At 64.1% G+C, this 20,921-nt stretch carries 23 protein-coding genes and 1 riboswitch; of the genes, 13 read left to right on the plus strand and 10 right to left on the minus strand.

The window, feature by feature from the left end:
• Positions 1 to 89: 89 nt before the first annotated feature.
• Positions 90 to 566 carry a tol-pal system-associated acyl-CoA thioesterase gene (ybgC, locus tag F757_RS0112945; RefSeq protein WP_027211750.1) on the minus strand — a complete coding sequence of 159 codons (477 nt, stop codon included), beginning with the start codon at positions 564 to 566 and terminating at the stop codon, positions 90 to 92.
• Positions 567 to 624: 58 nt separating this feature from the next.
• Entirely contained in the window at positions 625 to 1,371 is a 747-nt protein-coding gene (gene ydfG, locus F757_RS0112950) for a bifunctional NADP-dependent 3-hydroxy acid dehydrogenase/3-hydroxypropionate dehydrogenase YdfG (RefSeq protein WP_027211751.1), read from the minus strand.
• 238 nt (positions 1,372 to 1,609) lie between these two features.
• Positions 1,610 to 1,718, plus strand: a riboswitch (ZMP/ZTP riboswitch).
• Positions 1,719 to 1,884: 166 nt separating this feature from the next.
• On the opposite strand from ydfG, the gene glyA reads away from it, so the two are divergent.
• From glyA to F757_RS0112985, 7 genes are all read left to right on the plus strand, one after another.
• A complete protein-coding gene (gene glyA, locus F757_RS0112955; RefSeq protein WP_027211752.1) occupies positions 1,885 to 3,132 on the plus strand; it encodes a serine hydroxymethyltransferase in 1,248 nt (415 codons plus the stop codon).
• Positions 3,133 to 3,138: 6 nt separating this feature from the next.
• A complete protein-coding gene (gene nrdR / locus F757_RS0112960; protein ID WP_027211753.1) occupies positions 3,139 to 3,621 on the plus strand; it encodes a transcriptional regulator NrdR in 483 nt (160 codons plus the stop codon).
• A 205-nt stretch (positions 3,622 to 3,826) separates the two neighbouring features.
• On the plus strand, positions 3,827 to 4,387 hold the full coding sequence (locus tag F757_RS0112965) for a GspH/FimT family pseudopilin (RefSeq protein ID WP_027211754.1): 561 nt from the start codon (positions 3,827 to 3,829) through the stop codon (positions 4,385 to 4,387).
• A gap of 83 nt (positions 4,388 to 4,470) precedes the next feature.
• A complete protein-coding gene (locus tag F757_RS0112970; RefSeq protein ID WP_035466750.1) occupies positions 4,471 to 4,908 on the plus strand; it encodes a type IV pilus modification PilV family protein in 438 nt (145 codons plus the stop codon).
• Complete coding sequence (locus F757_RS0112975; RefSeq protein WP_027211756.1) at positions 4,905 to 5,717, plus strand: PilW family protein; 813 nt, start codon at positions 4,905 to 4,907, stop codon at positions 5,715 to 5,717. The genes F757_RS0112970 and F757_RS0112975 overlap by 4 nt, the downstream gene beginning before the upstream one ends.
• 119 nt (positions 5,718 to 5,836) lie before the next feature.
• The gene (locus tag F757_RS0112980) at positions 5,837 to 6,352 is read left to right on the plus strand and encodes a pilus assembly PilX family protein (RefSeq protein WP_232221400.1); all 516 of its coding nucleotides are present in this window, start codon (positions 5,837 to 5,839) and stop codon (positions 6,350 to 6,352) included.
• 9 nt (positions 6,353 to 6,361) lie between these two features.
• Positions 6,362 to 6,793: a type IV pilin protein gene (locus tag F757_RS0112985; RefSeq protein WP_027211758.1), complete on the plus strand. Its 432-nt coding sequence runs from the start codon at positions 6,362 to 6,364 to the stop codon at positions 6,791 to 6,793.
• 31 nt (positions 6,794 to 6,824) lie between these two features.
• Here the strand turns inward: F757_RS0112985 and F757_RS0112990 are convergent, their stop codons facing one another.
• The 3 genes from F757_RS0112990 to F757_RS0113000 form a co-directional block, all read right to left on the minus strand.
• Positions 6,825 to 7,289 (minus strand): DUF3318 domain-containing protein, encoded by a 465-nt coding sequence (locus F757_RS0112990; protein ID WP_013338127.1) that lies wholly within the window; start codon positions 7,287 to 7,289, stop codon positions 6,825 to 6,827.
• Between the two features lie 138 nt (positions 7,290 to 7,427).
• The gene (locus tag F757_RS0112995; protein WP_027211759.1) at positions 7,428 to 7,814 is read right to left on the minus strand and encodes a phage holin family protein; all 387 of its coding nucleotides are present in this window, start codon (positions 7,812 to 7,814) and stop codon (positions 7,428 to 7,430) included.
• Positions 7,815 to 7,949: 135 nt separating this feature from the next.
• Positions 7,950 to 8,252 carry a DUF883 family protein gene (locus tag F757_RS0113000; protein WP_006047848.1) on the minus strand — a complete coding sequence of 101 codons (303 nt, stop codon included), beginning with the start codon at positions 8,250 to 8,252 and terminating at the stop codon, positions 7,950 to 7,952.
• A 339-nt stretch (positions 8,253 to 8,591) separates the two neighbouring features.
• Here F757_RS0113000 and F757_RS0113005 point away from each other — a divergent pair, with 339 nt between their 5' ends.
• Positions 8,592 to 9,230: a peroxiredoxin gene (locus F757_RS0113005; RefSeq protein ID WP_027211760.1), complete on the plus strand. Its 639-nt coding sequence runs from the start codon at positions 8,592 to 8,594 to the stop codon at positions 9,228 to 9,230.
• A 131-nt stretch (positions 9,231 to 9,361) separates the two neighbouring features.
• On the opposite strand, the gene F757_RS0113010 is transcribed toward F757_RS0113005, so the two are convergent.
• Positions 9,362 to 10,552, minus strand: coding sequence for an acyl-CoA dehydrogenase (locus F757_RS0113010; RefSeq protein WP_013587212.1), 1,191 nt, complete (start codon positions 10,550 to 10,552; stop codon positions 9,362 to 9,364).
• A 93-nt stretch (positions 10,553 to 10,645) separates the two neighbouring features.
• On the opposite strand from F757_RS0113010, the gene F757_RS0113015 reads away from it, so the two are divergent.
• On the plus strand, positions 10,646 to 11,431 hold the full coding sequence (locus F757_RS0113015) for an IclR family transcriptional regulator (RefSeq protein WP_027211761.1): 786 nt from the start codon (positions 10,646 to 10,648) through the stop codon (positions 11,429 to 11,431).
• Between the two features lie 272 nt (positions 11,432 to 11,703).
• Here the strand turns inward: F757_RS0113015 and F757_RS0113020 are convergent, their stop codons facing one another.
• Complete coding sequence (locus tag F757_RS0113020; protein ID WP_027211762.1) at positions 11,704 to 12,537, minus strand: EAL domain-containing protein; 834 nt, start codon at positions 12,535 to 12,537, stop codon at positions 11,704 to 11,706.
• Positions 12,538 to 12,788: 251 nt separating this feature from the next.
• Here F757_RS0113020 and F757_RS0113025 point away from each other — a divergent pair, with 251 nt between their 5' ends.
• The 3 genes from F757_RS0113025 (at position 12,789) to fahA (ending at position 16,860) form a co-directional block, all read left to right on the plus strand.
• Positions 12,789 to 14,153: an MFS transporter gene (locus F757_RS0113025; RefSeq protein ID WP_027211763.1), complete on the plus strand. Its 1,365-nt coding sequence runs from the start codon at positions 12,789 to 12,791 to the stop codon at positions 14,151 to 14,153.
• Between the two features lie 62 nt (positions 14,154 to 14,215).
• Positions 14,216 to 15,562: a homogentisate 1,2-dioxygenase gene (hmgA, locus tag F757_RS0113030; protein WP_035466738.1), complete on the plus strand. Its 1,347-nt coding sequence runs from the start codon at positions 14,216 to 14,218 to the stop codon at positions 15,560 to 15,562.
• Entirely contained in the window at positions 15,559 to 16,860 is a 1,302-nt protein-coding gene (gene fahA, locus F757_RS0113035; RefSeq protein ID WP_027211765.1) for a fumarylacetoacetase, read from the plus strand. Before hmgA ends, fahA begins: the two co-directional genes overlap by 4 nt.
• A gap of 60 nt (positions 16,861 to 16,920) precedes the next feature.
• Here the strand turns inward: fahA and F757_RS0113040 are convergent, their stop codons facing one another.
• Together F757_RS0113040 and F757_RS0113045 are read right to left on the minus strand one after the other, a co-directional pair.
• A complete protein-coding gene (locus F757_RS0113040) occupies positions 16,921 to 18,087 on the minus strand; it encodes an MFS transporter (protein ID WP_027211766.1) in 1,167 nt (388 codons plus the stop codon).
• 170 nt (positions 18,088 to 18,257) lie between these two features.
• A complete protein-coding gene (locus F757_RS0113045) occupies positions 18,258 to 19,082 on the minus strand; it encodes a crotonase/enoyl-CoA hydratase family protein (RefSeq protein WP_027211767.1) in 825 nt (274 codons plus the stop codon).
• Between the two features lie 101 nt (positions 19,083 to 19,183).
• Between F757_RS0113045 and F757_RS0113050 the strand changes: the two genes are divergently transcribed.
• The gene (locus tag F757_RS0113050) at positions 19,184 to 19,798 is read left to right on the plus strand and encodes a plasmid fertility inhibition factor family protein (RefSeq protein WP_027211768.1); all 615 of its coding nucleotides are present in this window, start codon (positions 19,184 to 19,186) and stop codon (positions 19,796 to 19,798) included.
• An 80-nt stretch (positions 19,799 to 19,878) separates the two neighbouring features.
• Here F757_RS0113050 and F757_RS0113055 read toward each other — a convergent pair whose 3' ends face one another.
• Positions 19,879 to 20,877, minus strand: coding sequence for a 2-hydroxyacid dehydrogenase (locus tag F757_RS0113055; protein WP_027211769.1), 999 nt, complete (start codon positions 20,875 to 20,877; stop codon positions 19,879 to 19,881).
• Positions 20,878 to 20,921: the final 44 nt, after the last annotated feature.

The following is a 20,921-nucleotide window of genomic DNA, read 5'->3' on the forward strand; positions in this document are numbered from 1 at the left end:
CAAAACGGAAGCATCGGCTGTACTGCAAGCCGAACCATGCTTGGTGCTGCTTGATCGATGCGAGTTCACTGGCCCCGTAACAACGGGAGTCAGCCTGGGTTCGTTGACACGCCGCCGCTCGCGCCCGGTCCGCGCCGCAAGGCGGCGAGAACCGGCGGCGGGATCGGCGCGGGGCGCAACCCCGTGCGCCCTACGCAGCCGACCCGGACCGAGCCGGTAGCAAGCAATGTGCCGCCCCGCCAGGCTTCCTGCGCGAAGTCGACGGACGCTTTGCCGAGGCGCTCGATGCGGCTCACCACTTTGACAATGTCGTCAAGACGCGCGGGCGCCCGATAGTCGACAGCCGTGCTGCGGACAATGAAGATTGCGCCCGTTTCATCGGCAAGCCGGTTCTGGTCGATCCCGCAGGCGCGCAGCCATTCGGTGCGCGCCCGTTCAAAAAACTTCAGGTAGTTCGCGTAAAACACGATGCCGCCGGCGTCGGTATCTTCGTAATACACGCGGATGTCCCACGTGTGGCCGATTTCCGTGCCGGGCTGGCTTGTCGTCATATTCATGCGGCGCATTTTACCGGAACGCACACCGCGAGGTCTGTTTCAAGATGTGCGCGCGCTTGGGCGGGCTTCAGCCGCGATGAACGCTCAAACCGGCGAACGATTGCGCGACCGGCATCAGTTCGATCGTGTTGATGTTGACATGGGCTGGACGCGTGGCGATCCAGTAGATCGAGTCGGCGATGTCTTCGGCCGTGAGCGGCTGCACGTTTTCGTAAACCTTGCCGGCTTTTTCGTCGTCGCCGCGATAGCGCACGTTCGAGAACTCCGTGCCGCCGCACAGCCCTGGTTCGATGTCGGTCACGCGCAGCGCGGTGCCGGCCAGGTCGGCACGCAGATTCAGGCTGAACTGCCGCACGAAAGCTTTGGTCGCGCCGTAGACGTTGCCGCCGGGGTAGGGCCAGTGCCCGGCCACCGAGCCGAGGTTGAAGATATGACCGCGGTTGCGCTCCACCATGCCGGGCAACAGCGCATGCGTGACCTGAACAAGGCCGGTGCAGTTCGTTTCGATCATGGTCTGCCATTCGTCGAGGCTCGCCTTGTGAGCGGGCTCGACGCCGAGCGCGAGGCCGGCATTGTTGACCAGCACGTCGATGGCGGCGAATTCCGCGGGCAACGCTGCCGGGACCGCTTCTACGGCCGCGCGGTCCCGCACGTCGAGTTCGTACGGCAAAAGCGCGTCGCCCAGCTCGTCGGCGAGCGCTTGCAGACGGTCTTTGCGGCGTGCGGTGGCGACGACGCGGTGGCCGCCCTTTACGAAGGCACGAGCGATGGCGGCGCCGAATCCTGCGGACGCCCCGGTGACGAACACGATCATTGCAGTTCCCTGGTCGGTAGGAGAGAAAGGTCCCAAGCCTACTTCCAATGCGGCGCTGCGGCAAGGATGAACGAGTCGCAGAAGCCGCGTCGCGAGGCGCGCGCAAGCTCCGTGCGGCAGGCCCCCACGGGACGGTTCCGCACTGCCCGGGCCGCCGTCCAAAGCCCCTTGGGCGGCGGCCTGCGCGGCAGCGCAAAGCCGGTTGCCTATTCGATCCTCTTCCAATAAACTAACGCGCTCATCCCTGCGTAACTGGCGATAGAACCGATTCAACCAATCGGATTCAAGGTGGAAGAACCCACCGTGAAGCGCGGGGTGCCGTTTTGCCGTTCGCCTGGGCAGCCGTGATCCGCGCGCATTTATCTGCGCTGACGGTGGCTGGCCTGCCTCGCGTGTGCGGCGACTCTCCCCCCGCCACGTCACGGCTGGCCCAGCCGCCAGCAGCGCCGCGTACCCTCTACGCAAGATTCGGCGCAAGATCCGGTCAACCTGAACACATTCAACGGAATCCGTATGTTTGACAGAGCCCAAAGCACCATCGCCAACGTCGACCCTGAACTCTGGAAGGTGATCGAGCAGGAAAACCGCCGTCAGGAAGAGCACATCGAACTGATCGCGTCGGAAAACTACACGAGCCCGGCTGTGATGGCTGCGCAAGGCTCGCAACTCACCAACAAGTACGCCGAAGGGTATCCGGGCAAGCGCTACTACGGCGGCTGCGAATATGTCGACGTGGCCGAGCAGCTTGCTATCGACCGGGTCAAGCAACTGTTCGGCGCGGACGCGGCCAATGTGCAGCCGAACTCCGGCTCGCAGGCAAACCAGGGTGTGTTCTTCGCCATGCTCAAGCCGGGCGACACGATCATGGGCATGAGCCTCGCGCACGGCGGCCACCTGACTCACGGGTCGCCCGTCAACATGTCGGGCAAGTGGTTCAACGTGGTGAGCTACGGCCTGAACGAAGCCGAAGACATCGACTACGACGCTGCCGAAAAGCTGGCTCAGGAACACAAGCCGAAGATGATCGTCGCAGGCGCGTCGGCGTTTGCGCTGCGTATCGACTTCGAGCGTCTGTCGAAGATCGCCAAGTCGGTCGGTGCGTACTTCATGGTCGACATGGCGCACTACGCCGGCCTGATCGCCGCGGGCGTCTATCCGAACCCGGTGCCGCACGCCGACTTCGTCACCACCACCACGCACAAGAGCCTGCGCGGCCCGCGCGGCGGCGTGATCCTGATGAAGGCCGAGTTCGAAAAGCAGATCAACTCGGCAATTTTCCCGGGCATTCAGGGCGGCCCGCTCATGCACGTGATCGCCGGCAAGGCGGTGGCGTTCAAGGAAGCGCTGTCGCCGGAATTCAAGGTCTACCAGCAGCAGGTTGTCGAAAATGCACGCGTGCTCGCCGAGACGCTCGTCAAGCGTGGTCTGCGCATTGTCTCCGGCCGCACCGAGAGTCATGTGATGCTGGTCGACCTGCGTGCGAAGAAGATCACCGGCAAGGCCGCCGAGGCCGCGCTGGGCGCAGCGCATATCACGGTCAACAAGAACGCCATTCCGAACGACCCGGAAAAGCCGTTCGTGACGAGCGGTATCCGCCTCGGCTCGCCGGCCATGACCACGCGCGGCTTTGGCGTCAAGGAAGCGGAGCAGGTGGCCAACCTGATCGCGGACGTGCTGGACAACCCGGAAGACGCCGCCACGATCGAACGCGTGCGCGGGCAAGTCGCCGAGCTGACGCAGCGTTTCCCGGTCTACCGCTAAGCCGCCATGCATTGCCCTTTCTGCCGTCACGCCGATACGCAGGTCGTCGACTCGCGTGTCTCGGAAGACGGCGCGACGATTCGCCGGCGCCGCCGCTGCCCGGCCTGCGACAAGCGTTTCACGACGTATGAGCGGGTCGAGCTGGCGTTGCCGGCTGTCGTCAAGAAAGACGGCAGTCGCACCGAATTCGACCGCCGCAAGATCGTCGCGAGCATGCAACTGGCGCTGCGCAAGCGTCCGGTTGCAGCGGACGCGATCGACGCGGCCGTCGCCCGCATCGAGTATCAACTGCTCGGCAGCGGCGAGCGTGAAGTGCGCAGCGAGCGCCTCGGCGAACTCGTCATGAACGAGCTGCGCGCACTCGACACCATCGCTTACGTGCGTTTCGCCTCTGTTTACCGGCGCTTCGAAGACGTCTCCGAATTTGAGGACGTGATCGAAGAGTTCCGCCGCGCCGCCTCCCCTCCAAAGCCTTCCCGCAAACGCTGATTCGAAGCGTGCCGGCGCGCGCTTCGTACATGTCGTTGGTTGCCGCGAGGCCTGACGTTTCTGCATCTGCCGCTCCCCTTGTGTTTCGTCGCGTGAATTCTTGCGCGGGATAGCGCCTGAACGCCACCTGGCCATTCGGCCGATTGTTGAGCCGTCCGCGAGCCGCTAGATTGGCTGCATTCTTCGGCAACATTCAGGGGTGCAGATGAAACCACATGCGATCGCTTCGCCGCCGTGCGACGCCTTTACGCTTGTCGAAACGCTGGTCGTTGTCGCGCTGCTCGCGGTGATTCTCGTGATGGCGGCGCCGTCGTTCGTTGCATGGCGCGTGCGCGATCAGGTCGACGCCCGCGCGAAGGCGCTTGTCTCGACGCTCGCGTATGCCCGCAGCGAGGCATTGCGCCGTGGCGCTCGCGTGACCGTCTGCAGAACGGACGCCGCGCGGCACTGTCTGCCCGCCGGGCAACCGTGCGCCAATGCCATCAGCGACTGGTCGTGCGGCTGGGCTGTGCTCGCCGAGCGCGGCGGCACGTCGACGCTGTTGCGCGCGCATGGCTCGCTGGCAGCGGTGAGCATCGTCGGGGTTCAGACGAATCTGACGTTCACGCCGCCTGCCGGCCAACTCATCGGCACTTTCCGCAGTTTCGACATTGCGCCGCGAACGCCATCCAGAGCGACTCAGGGCGATAGATGGCGGCGCTGCATTCGTATCGCAGCGGGTGGTCGCACGCGCATCGTGGAAGGCGCATGTGGGGCGGCGTCATGAGCGTGCACATCAAACGGTCCGTGCGGTTTGTGAAGGCGCGGGGAAACCCGCTGCTGCGGCAGCCGCGGCTATGCGGAGAGGACATGATGCCGGGCGCGCGGACGCATCGCTTTCACGCGAGGCACCGCGGCAGTTCGCTGATCGAAGTGATGCTCGCCGTTGCGGTGATGGCCGCGAGCGCACTAGGGCTGATCGCCGGACAACTATGGACGGCGCGCGAGGCACGAGCCATGTCTATGCGCGAACACGCCGCATGGATTGCCGATTTGGTCGTCGAAGCGGTGTCTGCGTCCGCGTCCAGCGATTCCGCCTTGAACGCGTGGCGCTCGCGCGCCGCGACGCTGTTGCCGCAGGGCGACGCGTCAGTGATGGGTTCTGGAGGCGTCGCGGTGGCGCGGGTCACGTGGACGGTCTTGCGCAACATGCCGCGCGCCGACGACATGATGGACAAACCCGAGCCCTGTGGCGGAGTGGATGCCCCCGTGGGCTCGTCATGTGTCGCACTGGCATTCGTCAAATGATGTTGTCCGTGCCAGAGGGACGCGGCCATACGCTCATTGAGTTTGTGATCGCGGTGTCGCTCGGACTCGCGGTGACCGCGGGCGTCGTCTCGCTTTATTCGACGCAGCGAACGGCGTTCGACAACGCTAACAATGCATTGCGTATGCGCGACGCGGGCTTGACCGCGCTGACCGTGATCGGACAGCAGTTGCAGATGGCGGGCTTCGTGCCGGCCGGCGCCGCGCAATATCGCGCGCCCGCGCCATTGTTCGGTTGTTCGGGCGGCCATCCCGCAGGCACCGACGACAGCCGTCTGACGTGCGAAACATTGACCGGCAAATCAGACGGCGTCGCGGTGCGATATGTCGGTGACAGCGTGTCGACGTGGCCGTCGTCCACCGGACAGACAACGGACTGCCTCGGGCAGGCGGTGACGGGCACTAGCGCGCCGCTTGGCGATCGCGGCGTGCCGGTAGTTAATCGTTTCTATGCGAAGCCGAGCAGCTCGACCGGCGAGCCCGAGCTTTATTGCGAAGGAAACGGCAAGACGGGCTCCCCGCAGCCACTGGTTGAAGGTGTGGAACGCTTGCGGATCAGATACTGGCTCGCGGGCGCGTCGAGCGCAGTGGACGCGTCGGCGGTGACAGCGGAGCAATGGCCGATGGTTGCCGCGGTCGACCTATGTGTGCTGGTGCGCGGTGCGCCGCAGGGGCAGCACCCACGCTATACCGACTGCGACGGCGCGCCTGGCGTTGCGACGGATTCGCGGCCGCGGCAGGCGTTCTGGCGGCGCGTCGCGCTACGCAACTATGCGGAGGGCGTTTCGTGACCGTGAGACAAAGCAGGACACGGTGCTGCTGGGGCGGCGAGGCTTGTTGGAGCTATCAATCGCAAGGTGCTGGCGGAGCGGTCGCGTCCGCCGCCCCACACAAACATCAGCACAACCACATGCCCCACCCATCACCCCATCACCTTCACCAACACGGCGCCGTGCTCCCCATCGTCCTGCTCATTACAGCGATGCTCCTCGCGACCTCGGCCGCGTGGTTCGAGGCATCGCTCGCGGCAGCGCGTAGCGCGATCAATGTGCGCGAGTACTTGCAGGCCTTTCACGCCGCCGATTCGGCATTGACGTTATGTACCCGCAACGTCATCGCATCGACGGCCACGGGTGTGATCGCAGCCCAAGCTGCCGCCCGGGAGCCGACGCAATGGAAACTCGAAGCGGTATTTGAAGGCGCGGCCACGACGCCTGTCCCGCAATGGCCGGGGTCGCTGCGCCCGCCGCAATGCCTGATAGAAGAGTGGCGCCTCGCGGGCCGACAGGACGCGCGAGCGTATCTGCTCACGGCGCGTGGCTTCGGCAACAACAGGGACTCGCAGGTGTGGCTGCAGATGCAACTGGTTCTCGACGGCGACAGTGTTGAACGCCACTGGCGGCGCGTCGCTGCAAGGCCTTTTTAGGAGGTGGAGATGAGAAGGCTGTATCTGTGCGGATTCACCTTGCTCGAGCTGGTGATAACGCTCGCCATAGTCGCCGTACTTGCCGTGTTCGCCGTGCCTTCCTATCGTAGCCAGATCGCGCGAACTCACAGAGTCGACGCGGCATCGGCGCTCATGAGGGCAGCTCAATTCGTCGAGGGCGCGGCAAGCGGCGGCACTGTTGCGCTGCCGCCGGGCTTCGACCGGGCGCCGCAATCGGGCACGGCTGTGTATCACCTGCGCGTATTGCCCGCCGACGATAGCAACGGCGGCTATTCGATCGAAGCGGCCCCAGACGACGCTGGGCCCATGCGAGACGATTCGTGCGGCGTCTTTATTCTCGAGGCGACCGGGCTGCGAAGCAACAGGAACGGGCCGAACGGTTCTGCGCCGCTCGCCGCTGAATGCTGGGGGACGAGCTAACGCGTGCCGTGATCGACCGCCTGGGGCAACTTCAACCCTGATCGGGGGAGTCGACGGTAGCGCGCGAGGCGCCCTTGATCTGCTGCCACACGCGATACGCTTCCCACGCGGCGAACGCAAGGCTGCCCCACTTCAGTGCCGGTTTCGCACCGGCTGCGACTGTGGCACGCAGCGGTTTAGCAAGCACCAGTGAAGCGAGAGAACTGATGAGCGGGTATTGCTTGAGAAGAGCGCCGATCGTCCCAGCGTTCAGAAAGCTGGTTTTCGCGCCGCTGCCCATACGCAGTCCGCCGAAACCGGGCACGATGAACTTGAGCCAGCTAAAGTGCGTGACGGCCTCGCGCAGTTCCATCGTCGCCTGCGCGAATTCCATGCGTTCCACGTCCGCGCGCACGAGCAACAGTTCCTTGCGCAGTGCTCGCAGTTGCGGTGCGCTCAGGTCTCTCGCCGGCTGGCGCTTGTTACGGTATGCGGTATTCGAGTAGCTTTGGCTCATGGCGTGTGGGGCAGTGAGAGAGCAGGAACAGCGGTACGAACGGCTCGGGAACCCTCGCGACATCGCGACACAGTGTCCGCGGTCCGCAACGCTTCATGAACGGCGCGGCAACTCGTCGCGCTATGCGTGTTCACCGCGTTACGGTCTGCGAAATACGTCGCGGTCTTTCTCGAATTCGGCGATGGTGGCTTCGAAAACCATCGGCGCATTGCGCAGGCCGCTGCGCGCCTTGAGCGCGCACGTCAGTCCGGCAATCGCGTAAACGAGCGTGATGCCCGCGAGCGCCTGCCAACGGTAGGTGTCCCAGAACGCGATGGCGACGAGCGCGGTGAGTGCGATCAGGGCCATGGTGGTCAGCATCATCGCCGCGAGGCCGAGAAAGAGCACGCCGAGCAGGCGATCCTTTTCTTCGGCAAGCTCAATGCCGATCAGCTCAAGGCGCGTTTGCAGAATGGCCGACACCGAACTGATGATGCGGCGTAATGGACTATGTTGTTCGCGCTGCGATTGTGTGTCGATCGTCATGGCTGTGGGCGTTGCGCGGATTGGCCTAAGCGACGCGGAGCAAACGTGCGCGCCGGGCTAAGCGGACCGGCCGACATGCGCCGGTCAACTCTGTGAGATCGCATGCCGGATCTGACCTTCCGGCAGCGCGCAGTGTTACTTGCGGTTGATCAGGAGACCCAGCAGCACGCCGGCGCCCGCGGCAATGCCAATGGATGCCCAGGGATGCTCGTGCACGTAGTCGTCGGTCGCGCGAGCAGCCTTCTTGCCTTTTTCGACCACCACGACTTGCACGTCGGCAGCTTTTTCCCTGGCTTGCTTCAGGCGGGACAACGCCGTTTCGCGCAGTTCCGAGGCGCGCTCGCCCGTTGCGCTAGCGGCCTGTTTCAGCAGGTCTTCCGCGTCCGCGAGGACGGTTTTGATATCCGACATCAATCTCTCCTTATTGACTTCCGACATTGACAGCTCCCCCTTCGTCTCACGCCACGCGTGAATCGTAACCAAAGAAACGGCGACTGGCGAGCCTGCTGCCCGGTTGCACCAGGCGAACGCACGAACCGTTCCCGGCGAGGCGAACTTCTCTAACAGCAATGGCCTAACATCGAAGGCGATGTTAATGCATGATGGAGTTGATCTGTCCCGCAAAGTTTCCACTAAATCGGCGAAAATTACAAAACTGCATAAAGTAGTGAGCCGATGTTGGTTCGGCATACACGCTCGCTGCCGTATGCTTTATCGTTGCGGAACCCCGCGGGCAAAAGCCCGCGCCAGTTGTCCAGATAACCTAAGGAGATGCACATGAGTCTACGTCTTGGCGATATCGCACCGGATTTCGAGCAGGAGTCGAGTATCGGGCGCATCAGGTTTCATGAGTGGCTCGGGGATAGCTGGGGTGTGCTGTTCTCGCATCCCGCGGACTTCACGCCCGTCTGCACCACCGAACTCGGCCTGACCGCCAGGCTCGCCGAGGAATTCGAGAAGCGCAATGTCAAGACCATTGCGTTGTCGGTCGACAGTGCCGAGTCGCATAAGGAATGGATCAAGGACATCAATGAGACGCAGGCTGCCAATGTCGGATTTCCGATTCTGGCCGACGGCGATCGCAAAGTGTCTGAGTTGTACGACATGATTCACCCGAATGCGAACGAAACCCTCACGGTGCGCTCGCTGTTCGTGATCGATCCGAAGAAGAAAGTGCGTCTCATCATCACGTACCCGGCTAGCACCGGGCGCAACTTCGACGAAGTGCTGCGCGTGATCGATTCGCTGCAACTCACCGACAGCCACTCCGTGGCCACGCCCGGCAACTGGAAGCAGGGCGACGACGTGGTGATCGTGCCGTCACTGAAAGACGAAGAAGTGATCAAACAGAAGTTTCCGAAGGGCTACAAGGCATTGCGTCCCTATCTGCGCATGACGCCGCAGCCGAACAAGTAAGCTCGCGCTGAGCGCGTCGGAAATCGCGCGTCGCGCCAACGAAAAAGGCCGGTTCATTGTCAACCGGCCTTTTTTTTCGCTATGCCGAAGCGCCTATGCGCCGCGGGCAACTTCGCATTTCACGTTGAGATTCAGAAGAACGCCTGAATTCCCGTCTGCGCGCGGCCAAGAATCAGTGCGTGAATATCGTGTGTGCCTTCATAGGTGTTCACCACTTCCAGATTCACCAGGTGCCGCGCAATGCCGAACTCGTCCGAGATGCCGTTGCCGCCCAGCATGTCGCGCGCGAGCCGCGCAATGTCGAGCGCCTTGCCGCAAGAATTGCGCTTCATGATCGACGTGATTTCGACGGCCGCCGTGCCTTCGTCCTTCATGCGGCCGAGGCGTAGCACGCCTTGGAGGCCGAGCGTGATCTCGGTCTGCATGTCGGCGAGCTTCTTCTGGATCAACTGGTTGGCTGCGAGCGGCCGGCCGAACTGCTTGCGATCGAGCACATACTGACGCGCGGTATGCCAGCAGGCTTCCGCGGCGCCGAGGGCGCCCCACGCAATGCCATAGCGCGCCGAGTTCAGGCATGTGAACGGACCGCGCAGGCCGCTTACTTCCGGAAAGCGGTTTTCTTCCGGCACGAACACTTCGTCGAGCACGATCTCGCCTGTGATCGACGCGCGCAAGCCCACCTTGCTATGGATGGTCGGCGCGGAGAGACCCTTCCAGCCCTTTTCCAGAATGAAGCCGCGAATCGTGTCCTTGCCGTTCTCCTCGAGCTTCGCCCACACGACGAAGACATCGGCGATTGGCGAATTGGTGATCCACATTTTCGAGCCCGACAGCGAATAGCCGCCGTCCACCTTCTTTGCGCGCGTGACCATGCTGCCTGGATCCGAGCCGTGGTTTGGCTCGGTGAGCCCGAAGCAGCCGATCCATTCGCCGGTGGCGAGCTTCGGCAAGTACTTCTGCTTCTGCGCCTCGGAGCCGAATTCGTAGATGGGCACCATCACGAGCGAGGACTGCACCGACATCATCGAGCGGTAGCCGGAATCGACGCGCTCCACTTCCCGCGCAATCAGGCCATACGCTACATAGTTGAGCCCCGGCCCGCCGTATTGCTCGGGAATGGTCGGGCCGAGCAGGCCGAGTTCGCCCATTTCGCGAAAGATCTCTATGTCGGTCTTTTCATGCCGGAACGCTTCGAGCACGCGCGGCTGGAGCTTGTCTTGCGCATAGGCCGCGGCGGCGTCGCGCACCATGCGTTCGTCTTCGGTGAGCTGCTGATCGAGCAGCAAGGGGTCTTCCCAGTGAAACTGCGCGGCCTCGGCCATGACGTATCTCCTGATGCTTGCCTGATGCAGGCTTGACTTGAGTTCCGCTATGCGAAACAATGTTTTGCAAACGACACCCGAGTGTATCACCGCATGACGCCCGCAGCCACTTCCACTGAACCGCTCGACGAGCGTAAATTCGTCGTTGCCCTTGCTCGTGGGCTCGATCTGCTGCGCGCTTTCAGGCCTGGCGAGACCATGCTCGGCAACCGCGATTTCGTCGAACGCACAGGCTTGCCGAAGGCCACCGTCAATCGCCTCGCCTACACGCTGACGGTGCTCGGCTATCTCCGGCTCGACGAGTCGGTCGGCAAATACGCGCTGGACGCGGGCGTGCTGTCGCTTGGCTTCGCGCTGCTTTCGGGCACCGACACGCTGGAACTCGCGCGCCCGCACATGCGCACGTTCGCGCGGGAGGTGGGCGCAGCGGTCTCGCTTGGCTGCCGTGACGGCCTCGACATGATCTATCTGGACACGATTCGCAGCGAGACGGCGCTGACGCTCGGCCTCGCGCCCGGCTCCAAACTGTCGATGCTGACGAGTTCGATGGGTCGCGCCTATCTCGCCGTGCAGCCTGCGGACGTGCGCGACGCGTTGCTCGCGGAACTGAAGAAAGCGGCGGGCAGAGGCGCAGCCGCGCTCGTCGCCGACGCCGCGAAGGAAATCGCCGCGTTCGCGAAAGAGCGCTGCTGCTATTCGTTTCGCGCGTGGCACGACGATGTGAACGCCGTCGCGGTGCCGTTTCGCGAGCCGCGGGATAAGCGCTGGCTCGTACTGAGTTGCAGCGGGCCGGCTTCGTCGATGGGAGAAGAGGTGTTTCGCGAAAAAGTGGCGCCGCGGCTAAAGGCGCTCGCGCGGCGTCTGGGTGACGCGGGCTGACCACTGGCTGAACCACACCAGGCCGAGGACCGAACCGCCAGCGAAGCAGGGCCGAGTTAAAGCCTGAACGAAGCCTGACCGGAGCCTGCCCGAAGCCGAACCGAAGCCGAACCGAAGCCGAACCGAAGCCGAACCGAAGCCTGCCCGAAGCCGAACCGAAGCCGAACCGAAGCCGAACCGAAGCCGAACCGAAGCCGAACCGAAGCCTGCCCAAAGCCGAACTGAAGCCGAACCGAAGCCTAGGCCGAAACTAAGCCCACCCCAAGCCAACCTCAAGCCGCACGATCGTGATAATGCGCGTTGAAAAGCGGCCCTTGCACGAAGCGCACATCATATTGCTGCAGCGCTTCGAACTGTGCTGCGTCCATCACGTGGTTGAAGATCAGCGGGATGCGCAGCCGGCTTGCATAGCCGACTAGCGGTTTTACCGTTGCGTCGCGCAGCGCGCTTGCCGCATCCATCTTCAGAAAATCGAGCCGCGCCGTGTCCGACACGGAAAGAATCTGTCCCGCGTTGGACAGATTGCCGGCCACCTTGAAGCCATAGTGCTGATAGCTTTTGGTCAGATAGCCGAGAAACGTCTTGTGCGCGACGGCCGCCGCGGGCAGCTCGATCACTATCCTCGACGGATTCAGGCCGAACGACATCAGCACGCTCGAGAAGTGCCGCCCGTGGTCGTACTTCACGCTCTTCAATAGTCGCTCGTGCACGCGCAGAAACAGCAGGCCGTGCCGCTGCGCGCCAAAGAAATTGATCGCATGCAACGCGCGAGACATGCGGTCAAGCGCGACCAGTTCCTGGTCGTCGGCGATGCGGTCGAACGCTTCGAACAGGTCGAACGGCGCGGCGTCGAGCCGCTGTGTGACCGCCTGAAAGCCGAGTTCATCGCCGAAACGATCCACGTTTTGCACGTCCGACGAGAGCGACTGCGCCAGCGCGTGCACGCTGATGTCGAAGATGGGCTCGTAGGCGCTCGTCAATTCGAGCTCGGCAAAGCGGGCGACGGCAATGTCTGCGTGCGTGCCGCGCGCCATCGCCAGATGTTTGCCGAGAAAAGGATGCTCGGATGCGCGCGCAACGAGGTGGGGAATGGTCGGCGGAATCATTTAGGAGATTGGAGTACTTGGGCAGCGCGAGGGGCACTGGAACAGGGCACGAGCACCGCGTTCTCCGATGGTAGCAGTCCCCGCCCGAGCCACATGGACAAAATGCTTATAACCATATCCGCCGAAGGCCGTCTGTGCGGGCGTGGGGGCTTGTCGAACGCTCTCTTCAGGGTATACGTTAATTTCACTTAACGTAATTCGTTTTACCATGCGTAAATTCACAAAACCCCCACACTTTGGAGACAGCCCCAATGCGCGCCGAGCCGGCCCCAGCAAACGCCAACGTCATCGAGGTCGAGCGTGTGCTCGCCGAAACGCGTCATCCCGCGTTCCAGTTCATGCTGCTCGCGTTGTGCGGGCTCTGTCTCGTGATCGACGGTTTCGACGCACAGGCTATGGGCTACGTGGCTCCCAGCGTGATTGGCGAATGGCATGTGTCGAAGGCGGCGCTCGGCCCGGTTTTCAGCGCGAGCCTGCTCGGCATGCTGCTGGGGGCGCTGGGGCTATCCGTGCTGGCCGACCGTATCGGCCGTCGTCCAGTGCTGATCGGCGCGACATTTTTCTTCGCGCTGTCGATGCTCGCCACGCCCTTCGTCTCGACCATTCCCGCGCTGATCGCGCTGCGCTTCATCACCGGCCTGGGTCTCGGCTGCATCATGCCGAATGCGATGGCGCTGGTCGGCGAATTCTCGACGCCCGCGCATCGCGTGAAGCGCATGATGCTGGTGTCGTGCGGCTTCACCGTGGGCGCGGCGCTCGGCGGCTTTATCAGCGCCGCGCTGATTCCGGCCTATGGCTGGCGTGCGGTGTTCTGGGTCGGCGGCGTAGTGCCGTTGCTGCTCGCCGTCGCCATGCTTGCGCTGCTGCCGGAATCGCTGCAGTTTCTCGTGCTCAAGGGCCGCAGCGACCGTGCGCTGCGCTGGCTGGCGCGCTTCAATCCGCACCTGCGGATCGACGCCGACACGCGCGTCGTGGTGCGCGAGAAGGGCAACGACGGTGCGCCGGTGGCAGAGCTGTTCCGCGCGGGCCGCGCGCCGGTCACGCTGATTCTCTGGGCGATCAGCTTCATGAACCTGATCGATCTTTACTTTCTGTCGAACTGGCTGCCTACCGTCATGCGTGACGCCGGTTATTCGCCCAGCACGGCGGTGATCGTGGGCACCGTGTTGCAGACGGGCGGCGTGGTCGGCACGTTGCTGCTCGGCTGGTTCATCGAACGTTTCGGCTTTGTGCGCGTGCTGTTCGTCTGCTTCGCGGGGGCGGCGCTCGCCGTGGGCACCATCGGCACCGTCGCGCATGTATTGCCGTGGCTTTTGCTGGTGGTGTTCGCCGGCGGCTTTTGCGTGGTCGGCGGACAGCCGGCGGTGAACGCGCTGGCCGGGCACTTCTATCCCACCACGCTGCGCTCCACCGGCATTGGCTGGAGCCTTGGCATCGGGCGCATCGGTTCGGTGATCGGACCGCTCGTCGGCGGGCAGCTGATTGCGCTGAACTGGTCGAACGAATCGCTGTTTCATGCGGCCGCCGTGCCGGTGCTGTGTTCCGCGCTGCTGGTGGTCGCGCTTGCGGCGGCGACACGGCAACGCAGCCGCCCGTCCGAGCCGCAAACCGCGTGAGACATAAACCGCGTGAGACATAAACCGCGTGAGACATAAACCGCATCAACGGAGGACCTTGTATGCATACCCCAACCCGTGAGCCGAACACGCTGAGTTCGCGGCTCGAGATCGAGCCCGGCTACCAGTCCGGCTTTGCCAACGAATTCGCGACCGAGGCGCTGCCCGGCGCGCTGCCGGAAGGGCGTAACTCGCCGCAGCGTGTCGCCTATGGTTTGTACGCCGAACAGTTGTCGGGCACCGCGTTCACCGCGCCGCGCGGCCATAACCGGCGTTCGTGGCTGTACCGCATCCGTCCGGCAGCCGTGCACAAGCCGTTCACGCGCCTGCCTTCGGAGCGCATCGTCGCCAATTTCGCCGATGTACCGCCAACCCCGCCTGACCAGTTGCGCTGGGACCCGTTGCCCATGCCGACCGGGCCGACCGATTTTGTCGACGGCTGGGTGACGATGGCGGGCAACGGCGCGGCCGAATCGATGAGCGGCTGCGCGATTCACGTGTACGCCGCGAATCGCTCGATGACCGACCGCTTCTTCTACAACGCGGACGGCGAGCTGCTGATCGTGCCGCAGCAAGGGCGGCTCGAGATCGCCACCGAGCTGGGCCAGCTCGACGTTCAACCGTTCGAGATCGCGGTGATTCCGCGCGGCGTGCGCTTTGCCGTGAACCTGCCGGACAGCGCCGCACGTGGTTACATCTGCGAAAACTTCGGGGCGTTACTGCGCTTGCCTGACCTGGGTCCAATCGGCTCGAACGGTCTCGCCAATCCGCGCGACTTTCTCACGCCGCATGCCGCCTATGAGGACCGCGAAGGCAACTTCGAGCTGGTCGCGAAGATGAACGGCAATCTGTGGCGCGCGGACATTGGCCACTCGCCGCTCGACGTGGTGGCGTGGCACGGCAACTACGCGCCGTACAAATACGACCTGCGGCGCTTCAACACAATCGGCTCGATCAGCTTCGACCATCCCGATCCGTCGATCTTTCTCGTGCTGCAATCGCAAAGCGACACGCCGGGCGTCGACTCAATCGACTTCGTGATTTTTCCGCCCCGCTGGCTCGCCGCCGAAGATACGTTCCGCCCGCCGTGGTTCCATCGCAATGTGGCGAGCGAGTTCATGGGTCTCGTGCACGGCGTGTACGACGCGAAGGCCGAGGGCTTCATGCCGGGCGGCGCGAGCCTGCACAACTGCATGTCCGGCCACGGCCCCGACGCCGAGACCTTCGAGAAAGCGTCGCGCAGCGATACGTCGAAGCCCAACAAGGTGGGCGACACCATGGCCTTCATGTTCGAAACGCGCACGCTGATCAAGCCGACGCGCTTTGCGCTCGAAACCGCGCAACTTCAGGCGCATTACTACGAGTGCTGGCAGGGTCTCAAGAAACACTTCAATCCGGAGCAACGATGAGCGCAGTGAGCAGTCTTCAGGCAACGCTTGATCCGTTACGCAAGAGCTGGGTCGAGTCGGCCAACCAGCCGGGTCACGACTTTCCGATTCAGAACCTGCCGTTCGGCATCTTCAGCGATACCGGCAACGCCGCGCGCCGCGCGGGCGTGGCGATAGGCGATGAAATCGTCGATCTGGCCGCATTGCAGGCCGCAGGGCTGCTGAAGCTGCCATCGGGCGCCGACGTGTTTGCGCGCGATAGCCTGAACGACTTCATCTCGCTTGGCCGCGACGCGTGGCGCAGCGTGCGCATCCAGTTGAGCGACCTGCTTGCGCGGGAGACGGCCACCCTGCGTGACGACGCCGAGCTGCGCGGGAAAGCACTGGTGCGCGCGGCGCATGCGCAGCTTCATCTGCCGGTGCAGATCCCCGGCTACACCGACTTTTACTCGTCGAAAGAACATGCCACGAACGTCGGCTCCATGTTTCGCGATCCGAAGAGCGCGCTACTGCCGAACTGGTCCGAGATGCCGATTGGTTACAACGGGCGCGCGTCGTCGGTCGTGGTGAGCGGCACGCCGGTGCGTCGGCCCAATGGCCAACTGAAGTTGCCCGATCAGGAACGGCCGGTGTTCGGCGCGTGCCGCAAGCTCGATATCGAACTGGAGACTGGCTTTGTAATCGGCAGCGGCAACGCGTTGGGCGAGCCGATTGCGTGTGAGGACGCCGAAGCACACATCTTCGGCATGGTGCTGCTGAACGACTGGAGCGCGCGCGACATCCAGCAATGGGAATACGTGCCGCTCGGTCCGTTCAATGCGAAGACGTTCGCGACCACCATTTCGCCGTGGATCGTCACGCTCGATGCACTCGAGCCGTTTCGCGTCGCGCAGCCGGTGCAGCAGCCACAGCCGCTGGCGTACCTGCGGCATGACGGTCAGCATGCGTTCGACATCAACCTGGAAGTGAAACTGCGTCCGCAAGGCGCCAGTCAGGCGACAACGATCGCGCGGACCAACTTCAGGCATATGTACTGGACGATGGCGCAGCAGCTCGCCCATCACACGGTGTCGGGCTGCAACACGCGAGTGGGCGACCTGATGGGCTCGGGCACGATCAGCGGTCCGACGGAAGATTCATACGGCAGCCTGCTCGAACTGACGTGGAACGGCAAAAAGCCGCTCGAGCTGAAAGAGGGCGGCACGCGCAGCTTCATTGAAGACGGCGATGAATTGACGCTTGCGGGCTGGTGCCAGGGCGACGGTTATCGCGTGGGGTTCGGTACCTGCGTCGGCGAGATTCTCGCGGCGCACGAGTGATGAAGGCGCGCCGGCCGCATCAGGCCGGCCGGCGCGCGGCGAGGCGTTTTCGAACCGCGCTTACCCCGCCACGGCCATGCGCTGCGCGCGCCGGTCGATGGACACCGACCACAACGTCAGCGCCAGCGCGCCAACGGATGTCGCCACGCCGACCCACGGCAGCATGGTCAGCGGCGCGCCCGAGCCGATCGCCATGCCGCCCAGCCACGCGCCCATTGCATTGCCGAGGTTGAACGCACCCTGGTTCAACGTCGACGCGAGATTCGGCGCGTGGCTCGCGCGGTCGACAATCAGCATTTGCAGCGGCGGCACGATGGCGAACGCCAGAACGCCCCACGCGAAGATAGTGATCATCGCCGGGATTTCGGCGTGCATGGTGCCGGCGAAAATCGTCAGGATCACGACGATGGCGAACAGGAAGGCCACCAGCGAAGGCATGAGCCGCCAGTCGGCGAGCTTGCCGCCAAGCGTGCTGCCAACGGTCAGACCAAGGCCGAAGAGCAGCAGCACCAGCGTGACCGCGTGCGGCGTAAAGCCGGTCACGTCTTCGAGAATCGGCGTGATGTAGGTGAATGTCGAGAACAGGCTGGCCGATGCCAGCACGCTGATGCCGAGCACCATCAGCACTTGCGGATTCTTCAGCACGCTGAACTCGCGCACGAGGCTCGCCTTCTGCATCTCGATCTTTGCGGGCAGGCACACCGCCAACGCGGCGGCCGCGGCAATGCCGATGCCGGTCACGGCCCAGAAGGTCGCGCGCCAGCCGGCCGCCTGGCCGAGCGCGGTGCCGAGCGGCACACCCAGCACGTTGGCGAGCGTGAGGCCAGTGAACATCAGCGCGATGGCCTGCGCGCGGCGGTTCGGCGCGACGAGCCCGGCGGCCACCACCGAGCCGATTCCGAAGAACGCGCCGTGGCAAAAGGCGGTGACGATGCGCGCGGCCATGAGCACCGCATAGCCCGGCGCGAGCGCACACAGCAGATTGCCGACGATGAATACCCCGATCAGGCTCATCAACGCTTTCTTGCGCGGCATATTGGCGACCGCGATCGCCACGATCGGCGCGCCGATCGTCACGCCCAGCGCATAGGCCGAGACCAGCATGCCTGCCGCCGGAATGGAGACCGACAGGTCGCGCGCGACATTGGGCAGGAGCCCCATGATGACGAATTCAGTAGTGCCGATGCCAAAGGCGGCGACGGCAAGAGCAAGCAGGGGCAAAGGCATGTCGGTGGACTGTGAGTCGGCGCGGCGCAGGCGTCGCGCGGCCGGCGCGCGTCTTCGGGACGAGAGCGCATGCACCGGACGAGGCAAGGAAATCAGGGATTCTACCTAAGTCAAAACGATAGTGCTGAGCGCCGGGGAGTGCGGCTTTTGCGCCGAGCCCGAACTCAACGCTAGGCCCCGCCGTCCTGCGGACCCAGCGCTTTCCCGTGCCGGCCCGCGCCCCGGGCAAAACGCTCGGCGCCCGCGAAGCCCTCCTCGAATACCGCCTGATAGCCGCCCGCGCCCTCCCGCCGCAGGGCCTCCGCGAGATTTTCCAGCGGGCTGTTTTCCAGCGCCGAGCGGCGGTCGGCCAGCAGCGCCGCCTGCGGAAACGCGGCCAGTTCGGCCGCAAGTCGCTCCGCCGACGCGCGCGCCTCGCCGGTGCGGACCACGCGATTGGCCAGCCCGAAGGCGAGCGCCTCCTGCGCGCTCACCGCGCGTCCTGTGAGAATCAGGTCGAGCGCGCGCGACAGGCCGATCAGGCGGGGCAAGCGGATCGTCCCGCCGTCGATCAACGGAATGCCCACCCGGCGGCAGAACACGCCGAGCACCGCGTCCTCCTCGACGACTCGCAGGTCGCACATGGCCGCGAGTTCCAGCCCGCCCGCGACTGCATAGCCCGCAATCGCGGCGATGACCGGCTTCGCGAAATTCATGCGCGTCGGTCCCATCGGCCCTGAGCCGCCGCCGTCCGCGCTGATCTGGTTGCGGCGCGCTTCGTCGGCGAGCGCGCTCAGGTCGGCGCCCGCGCAGAAGGTGCCGCCCGCGCCGAACAGCACGGCCGCGCGCCACGCGGGCTCGGCCTCGAAGCACTGGAAGGCGGCGCTCAACGCATCGGCGACGTGGCGGTCTACTGCATTACGGCGCTCCGGACGCTCAAGCACGATCGTTGCTACGCCGTTATCGTGATTAGCCTCGATGCGCACATGCTGATTGAAATTTCGCGTGTCGGTCATCGTTGTGTCCTTGAAGGTCCGCGCCCGCCCGTTCCCTCGCCCCTCGTGGGATCGTGCGCTTTTGCAGCGCTCATGCAGAGCAGTTAATACCGTGGCTTGTCATGCTTCTTTCACAATCGACTCGTAGCGTTAGCGCTCTCTTAACGCGCTGGCGCACTGCTGCCAGCTTCTCGAGCCTGCCTTTGCCTTTGTCCAATTCATCGTCCGCGGATGCGCGGGCCTGCGTCGAAACAGTCTGGATAGTGCCGCTCGATCGGCATTCATGGTACGACCATGTGCGTCTGAAACGCGTCTTCGTCGCGGACGGTACGCGGCATCAGGTCGTGCTCGTCGACGCGCGCAAACTGCTCGCGTGCGCCGATCGCGACAACACCGATTATGTGCTGAAGCCCATTGCCGAATGGCATGCGGGAAAAGTGCGCGGCATTCGCGAGTTTCTCGATCCCGACAATCCGCGCGTTCCCCAAATGCCGTACGTGACCATCTCGACGCGCCGTGCGCCCGGCTTGCTCGGCTGGCTGGGCCTGCAACGCGAGGGTGTCGTGTCGTTTCGAAATGGCCAGCATCGCGCGCGCTATCTCGCTGAGGCCGGGGCGCGCTGGTTTCCCGTCGAAGTGCACGAGCGCGAGTCGGCATTGCTGCGTGAGTTGTGCGGCGCAGCGGACGACGCCCGCACGGCGATCCGTTGCGTTACGCCCGGTGGGGGTGGCGTGTAGCGGCTCGGCTCGCCGGGTGGGCCGACTGGGCCGAGTGGTGCGAGTTGGGCGAATGCGCGAGGCGCGCCGCAAACACGGATCTAACCGTTTGCGCGCACCGCATTGCGGGGTGTGCCGGCCTGCCACGCCGCGACGTTCGCGAGCGTGGTCTGCGCGATCTCGTTCATTGCCTCGCGTGTAAAGAACGCCTGGTGCGCGGTCACGATTACATTTGGGAACATCAGCAGACGGGCGAGCACGTCGTCTTGCAGCGGCAGATTCGAATGGTCCTCGAAGAACAGGCCGCCTTCTTCTTCGTAGACGTCGAGCCCCAGATGGCCAAGCTGGCCGTCCTTCAGCGCACCGACGAGCGCGTTGCTCTCGACAAGACCGCCGCGCCCGGTGTTGATCAGCATCGCACCACGCTTCATCCTGGCGAGCGCCGCCGCGTCGATCAGATGGTACGTAGACGGCACCAGCGGACAATGCAGGCTGACAATGTCCGATTCCGCGAGCAGCGTGTCCAGCGCGACGTAACGCGCGCCGAGCGCGAGCAGATCGTCGGCTGGCGTGCCTGGATCGTGCGCAAGCACGCGCATGCCGAAGCCCGCCATGATGCGTCCGAACACGCGGCCAATCATCCCGGTGCCGATTATGCCGACAGTCTTGCCGTGCAGATCGAAACCCAGCAGCCCGTGCAGCGAGAAATCGCCTTCACGCGTTCGCGCGACGGCGCGCGGAATGCGTCGGTTCAACGCGAGAATGAGGCCGACGGCATGCTCGGCAACCGCATGCGGCGAATAGGCCGGCACGCGAGCGACGGCAATGCCAAGGCGCTCGGCCGCCGCGAGGTCGACGTGATTGAAGCCAGCGGAGCGCAACGCGATCATGCGCGTGCCGCCCGCATGCAGGCGTTCCAGCACCGCAGCGTCGGCCAGGTCGTTGACGAACGGACACACCACGTCATAGCCGCGGGCGAGAACAGCGGTTTCACTATCCAGATGCGATTCCTGGAAATGCAGTTCATAGCGATGCGCCGCATTCGCTTCAGTGAAAGTTTCGACATCGTATTGGCGGCTGCTGAACAAAATCATGCGCATTGCCTACTCCTGAATATCGCGTACGGCCGCGCGGTCAATTCACG

This window comes from Burkholderia sp. WSM2232, from assembly GCF_000472545.1.
Classification (GTDB): domain Bacteria; phylum Pseudomonadota; class Gammaproteobacteria; order Burkholderiales; family Burkholderiaceae; genus Paraburkholderia.

Coding starts and splice junctions, on each gene's coding strand:
- ybgC (WP_027211750.1), bottom strand. CDS start 566: ATGCGCCGCATGAATATGACGACAAGCCAGCCCGGCACGGAAATCGGC.
- ydfG (WP_027211751.1), bottom strand. CDS start 1,371: ATGATCGTGTTCGTCACCGGGGCGTCCGCAGGATTCGGCGCCGCCATC.
- glyA (WP_027211752.1), top strand. CDS start 1,885: ATGTTTGACAGAGCCCAAAGCACCATCGCCAACGTCGACCCTGAACTC.
- nrdR (WP_027211753.1), top strand. CDS start 3,139: ATGCATTGCCCTTTCTGCCGTCACGCCGATACGCAGGTCGTCGACTCG.
- F757_RS0112965 (WP_027211754.1), top strand. CDS start 3,827: ATGAAACCACATGCGATCGCTTCGCCGCCGTGCGACGCCTTTACGCTT.
- F757_RS0112970 (WP_035466750.1), top strand. CDS start 4,471: ATGATGCCGGGCGCGCGGACGCATCGCTTTCACGCGAGGCACCGCGGC.
- F757_RS0112975 (WP_027211756.1), top strand. CDS start 4,905: ATGATGTTGTCCGTGCCAGAGGGACGCGGCCATACGCTCATTGAGTTT.
- F757_RS0112980 (WP_232221400.1), top strand. CDS start 5,837: ATGCCCCACCCATCACCCCATCACCTTCACCAACACGGCGCCGTGCTC.
- F757_RS0112985 (WP_027211758.1), top strand. CDS start 6,362: ATGAGAAGGCTGTATCTGTGCGGATTCACCTTGCTCGAGCTGGTGATA.
- F757_RS0112990 (WP_013338127.1), bottom strand. CDS start 7,289: ATGAGCCAAAGCTACTCGAATACCGCATACCGTAACAAGCGCCAGCCG.
- F757_RS0112995 (WP_027211759.1), bottom strand. CDS start 7,814: ATGACGATCGACACACAATCGCAGCGCGAACAACATAGTCCATTACGC.
- F757_RS0113000 (WP_006047848.1), bottom strand. CDS start 8,252: ATGTCGGAAGTCAATAAGGAGAGATTGATGTCGGATATCAAAACCGTC.
- F757_RS0113005 (WP_027211760.1), top strand. CDS start 8,592: ATGAGTCTACGTCTTGGCGATATCGCACCGGATTTCGAGCAGGAGTCG.
- F757_RS0113010 (WP_013587212.1), bottom strand. CDS start 10,552: ATGGCCGAGGCCGCGCAGTTTCACTGGGAAGACCCCTTGCTGCTCGAT.
- F757_RS0113015 (WP_027211761.1), top strand. CDS start 10,646: ATGACGCCCGCAGCCACTTCCACTGAACCGCTCGACGAGCGTAAATTC.
- F757_RS0113020 (WP_027211762.1), bottom strand. CDS start 12,537: ATGATTCCGCCGACCATTCCCCACCTCGTTGCGCGCGCATCCGAGCAT.
- F757_RS0113025 (WP_027211763.1), top strand. CDS start 12,789: ATGCGCGCCGAGCCGGCCCCAGCAAACGCCAACGTCATCGAGGTCGAG.
- hmgA (WP_035466738.1), top strand. CDS start 14,216: ATGCATACCCCAACCCGTGAGCCGAACACGCTGAGTTCGCGGCTCGAG.
- fahA (WP_027211765.1), top strand. CDS start 15,559: ATGAGCGCAGTGAGCAGTCTTCAGGCAACGCTTGATCCGTTACGCAAG.
- F757_RS0113040 (WP_027211766.1), bottom strand. CDS start 18,087: ATGCCTTTGCCCCTGCTTGCTCTTGCCGTCGCCGCCTTTGGCATCGGC.
- F757_RS0113045 (WP_027211767.1), bottom strand. CDS start 19,082: ATGACCGACACGCGAAATTTCAATCAGCATGTGCGCATCGAGGCTAAT.
- F757_RS0113050 (WP_027211768.1), top strand. CDS start 19,184: ATGCTTCTTTCACAATCGACTCGTAGCGTTAGCGCTCTCTTAACGCGC.
- F757_RS0113055 (WP_027211769.1), bottom strand. CDS start 20,877: ATGCGCATGATTTTGTTCAGCAGCCGCCAATACGATGTCGAAACTTTC.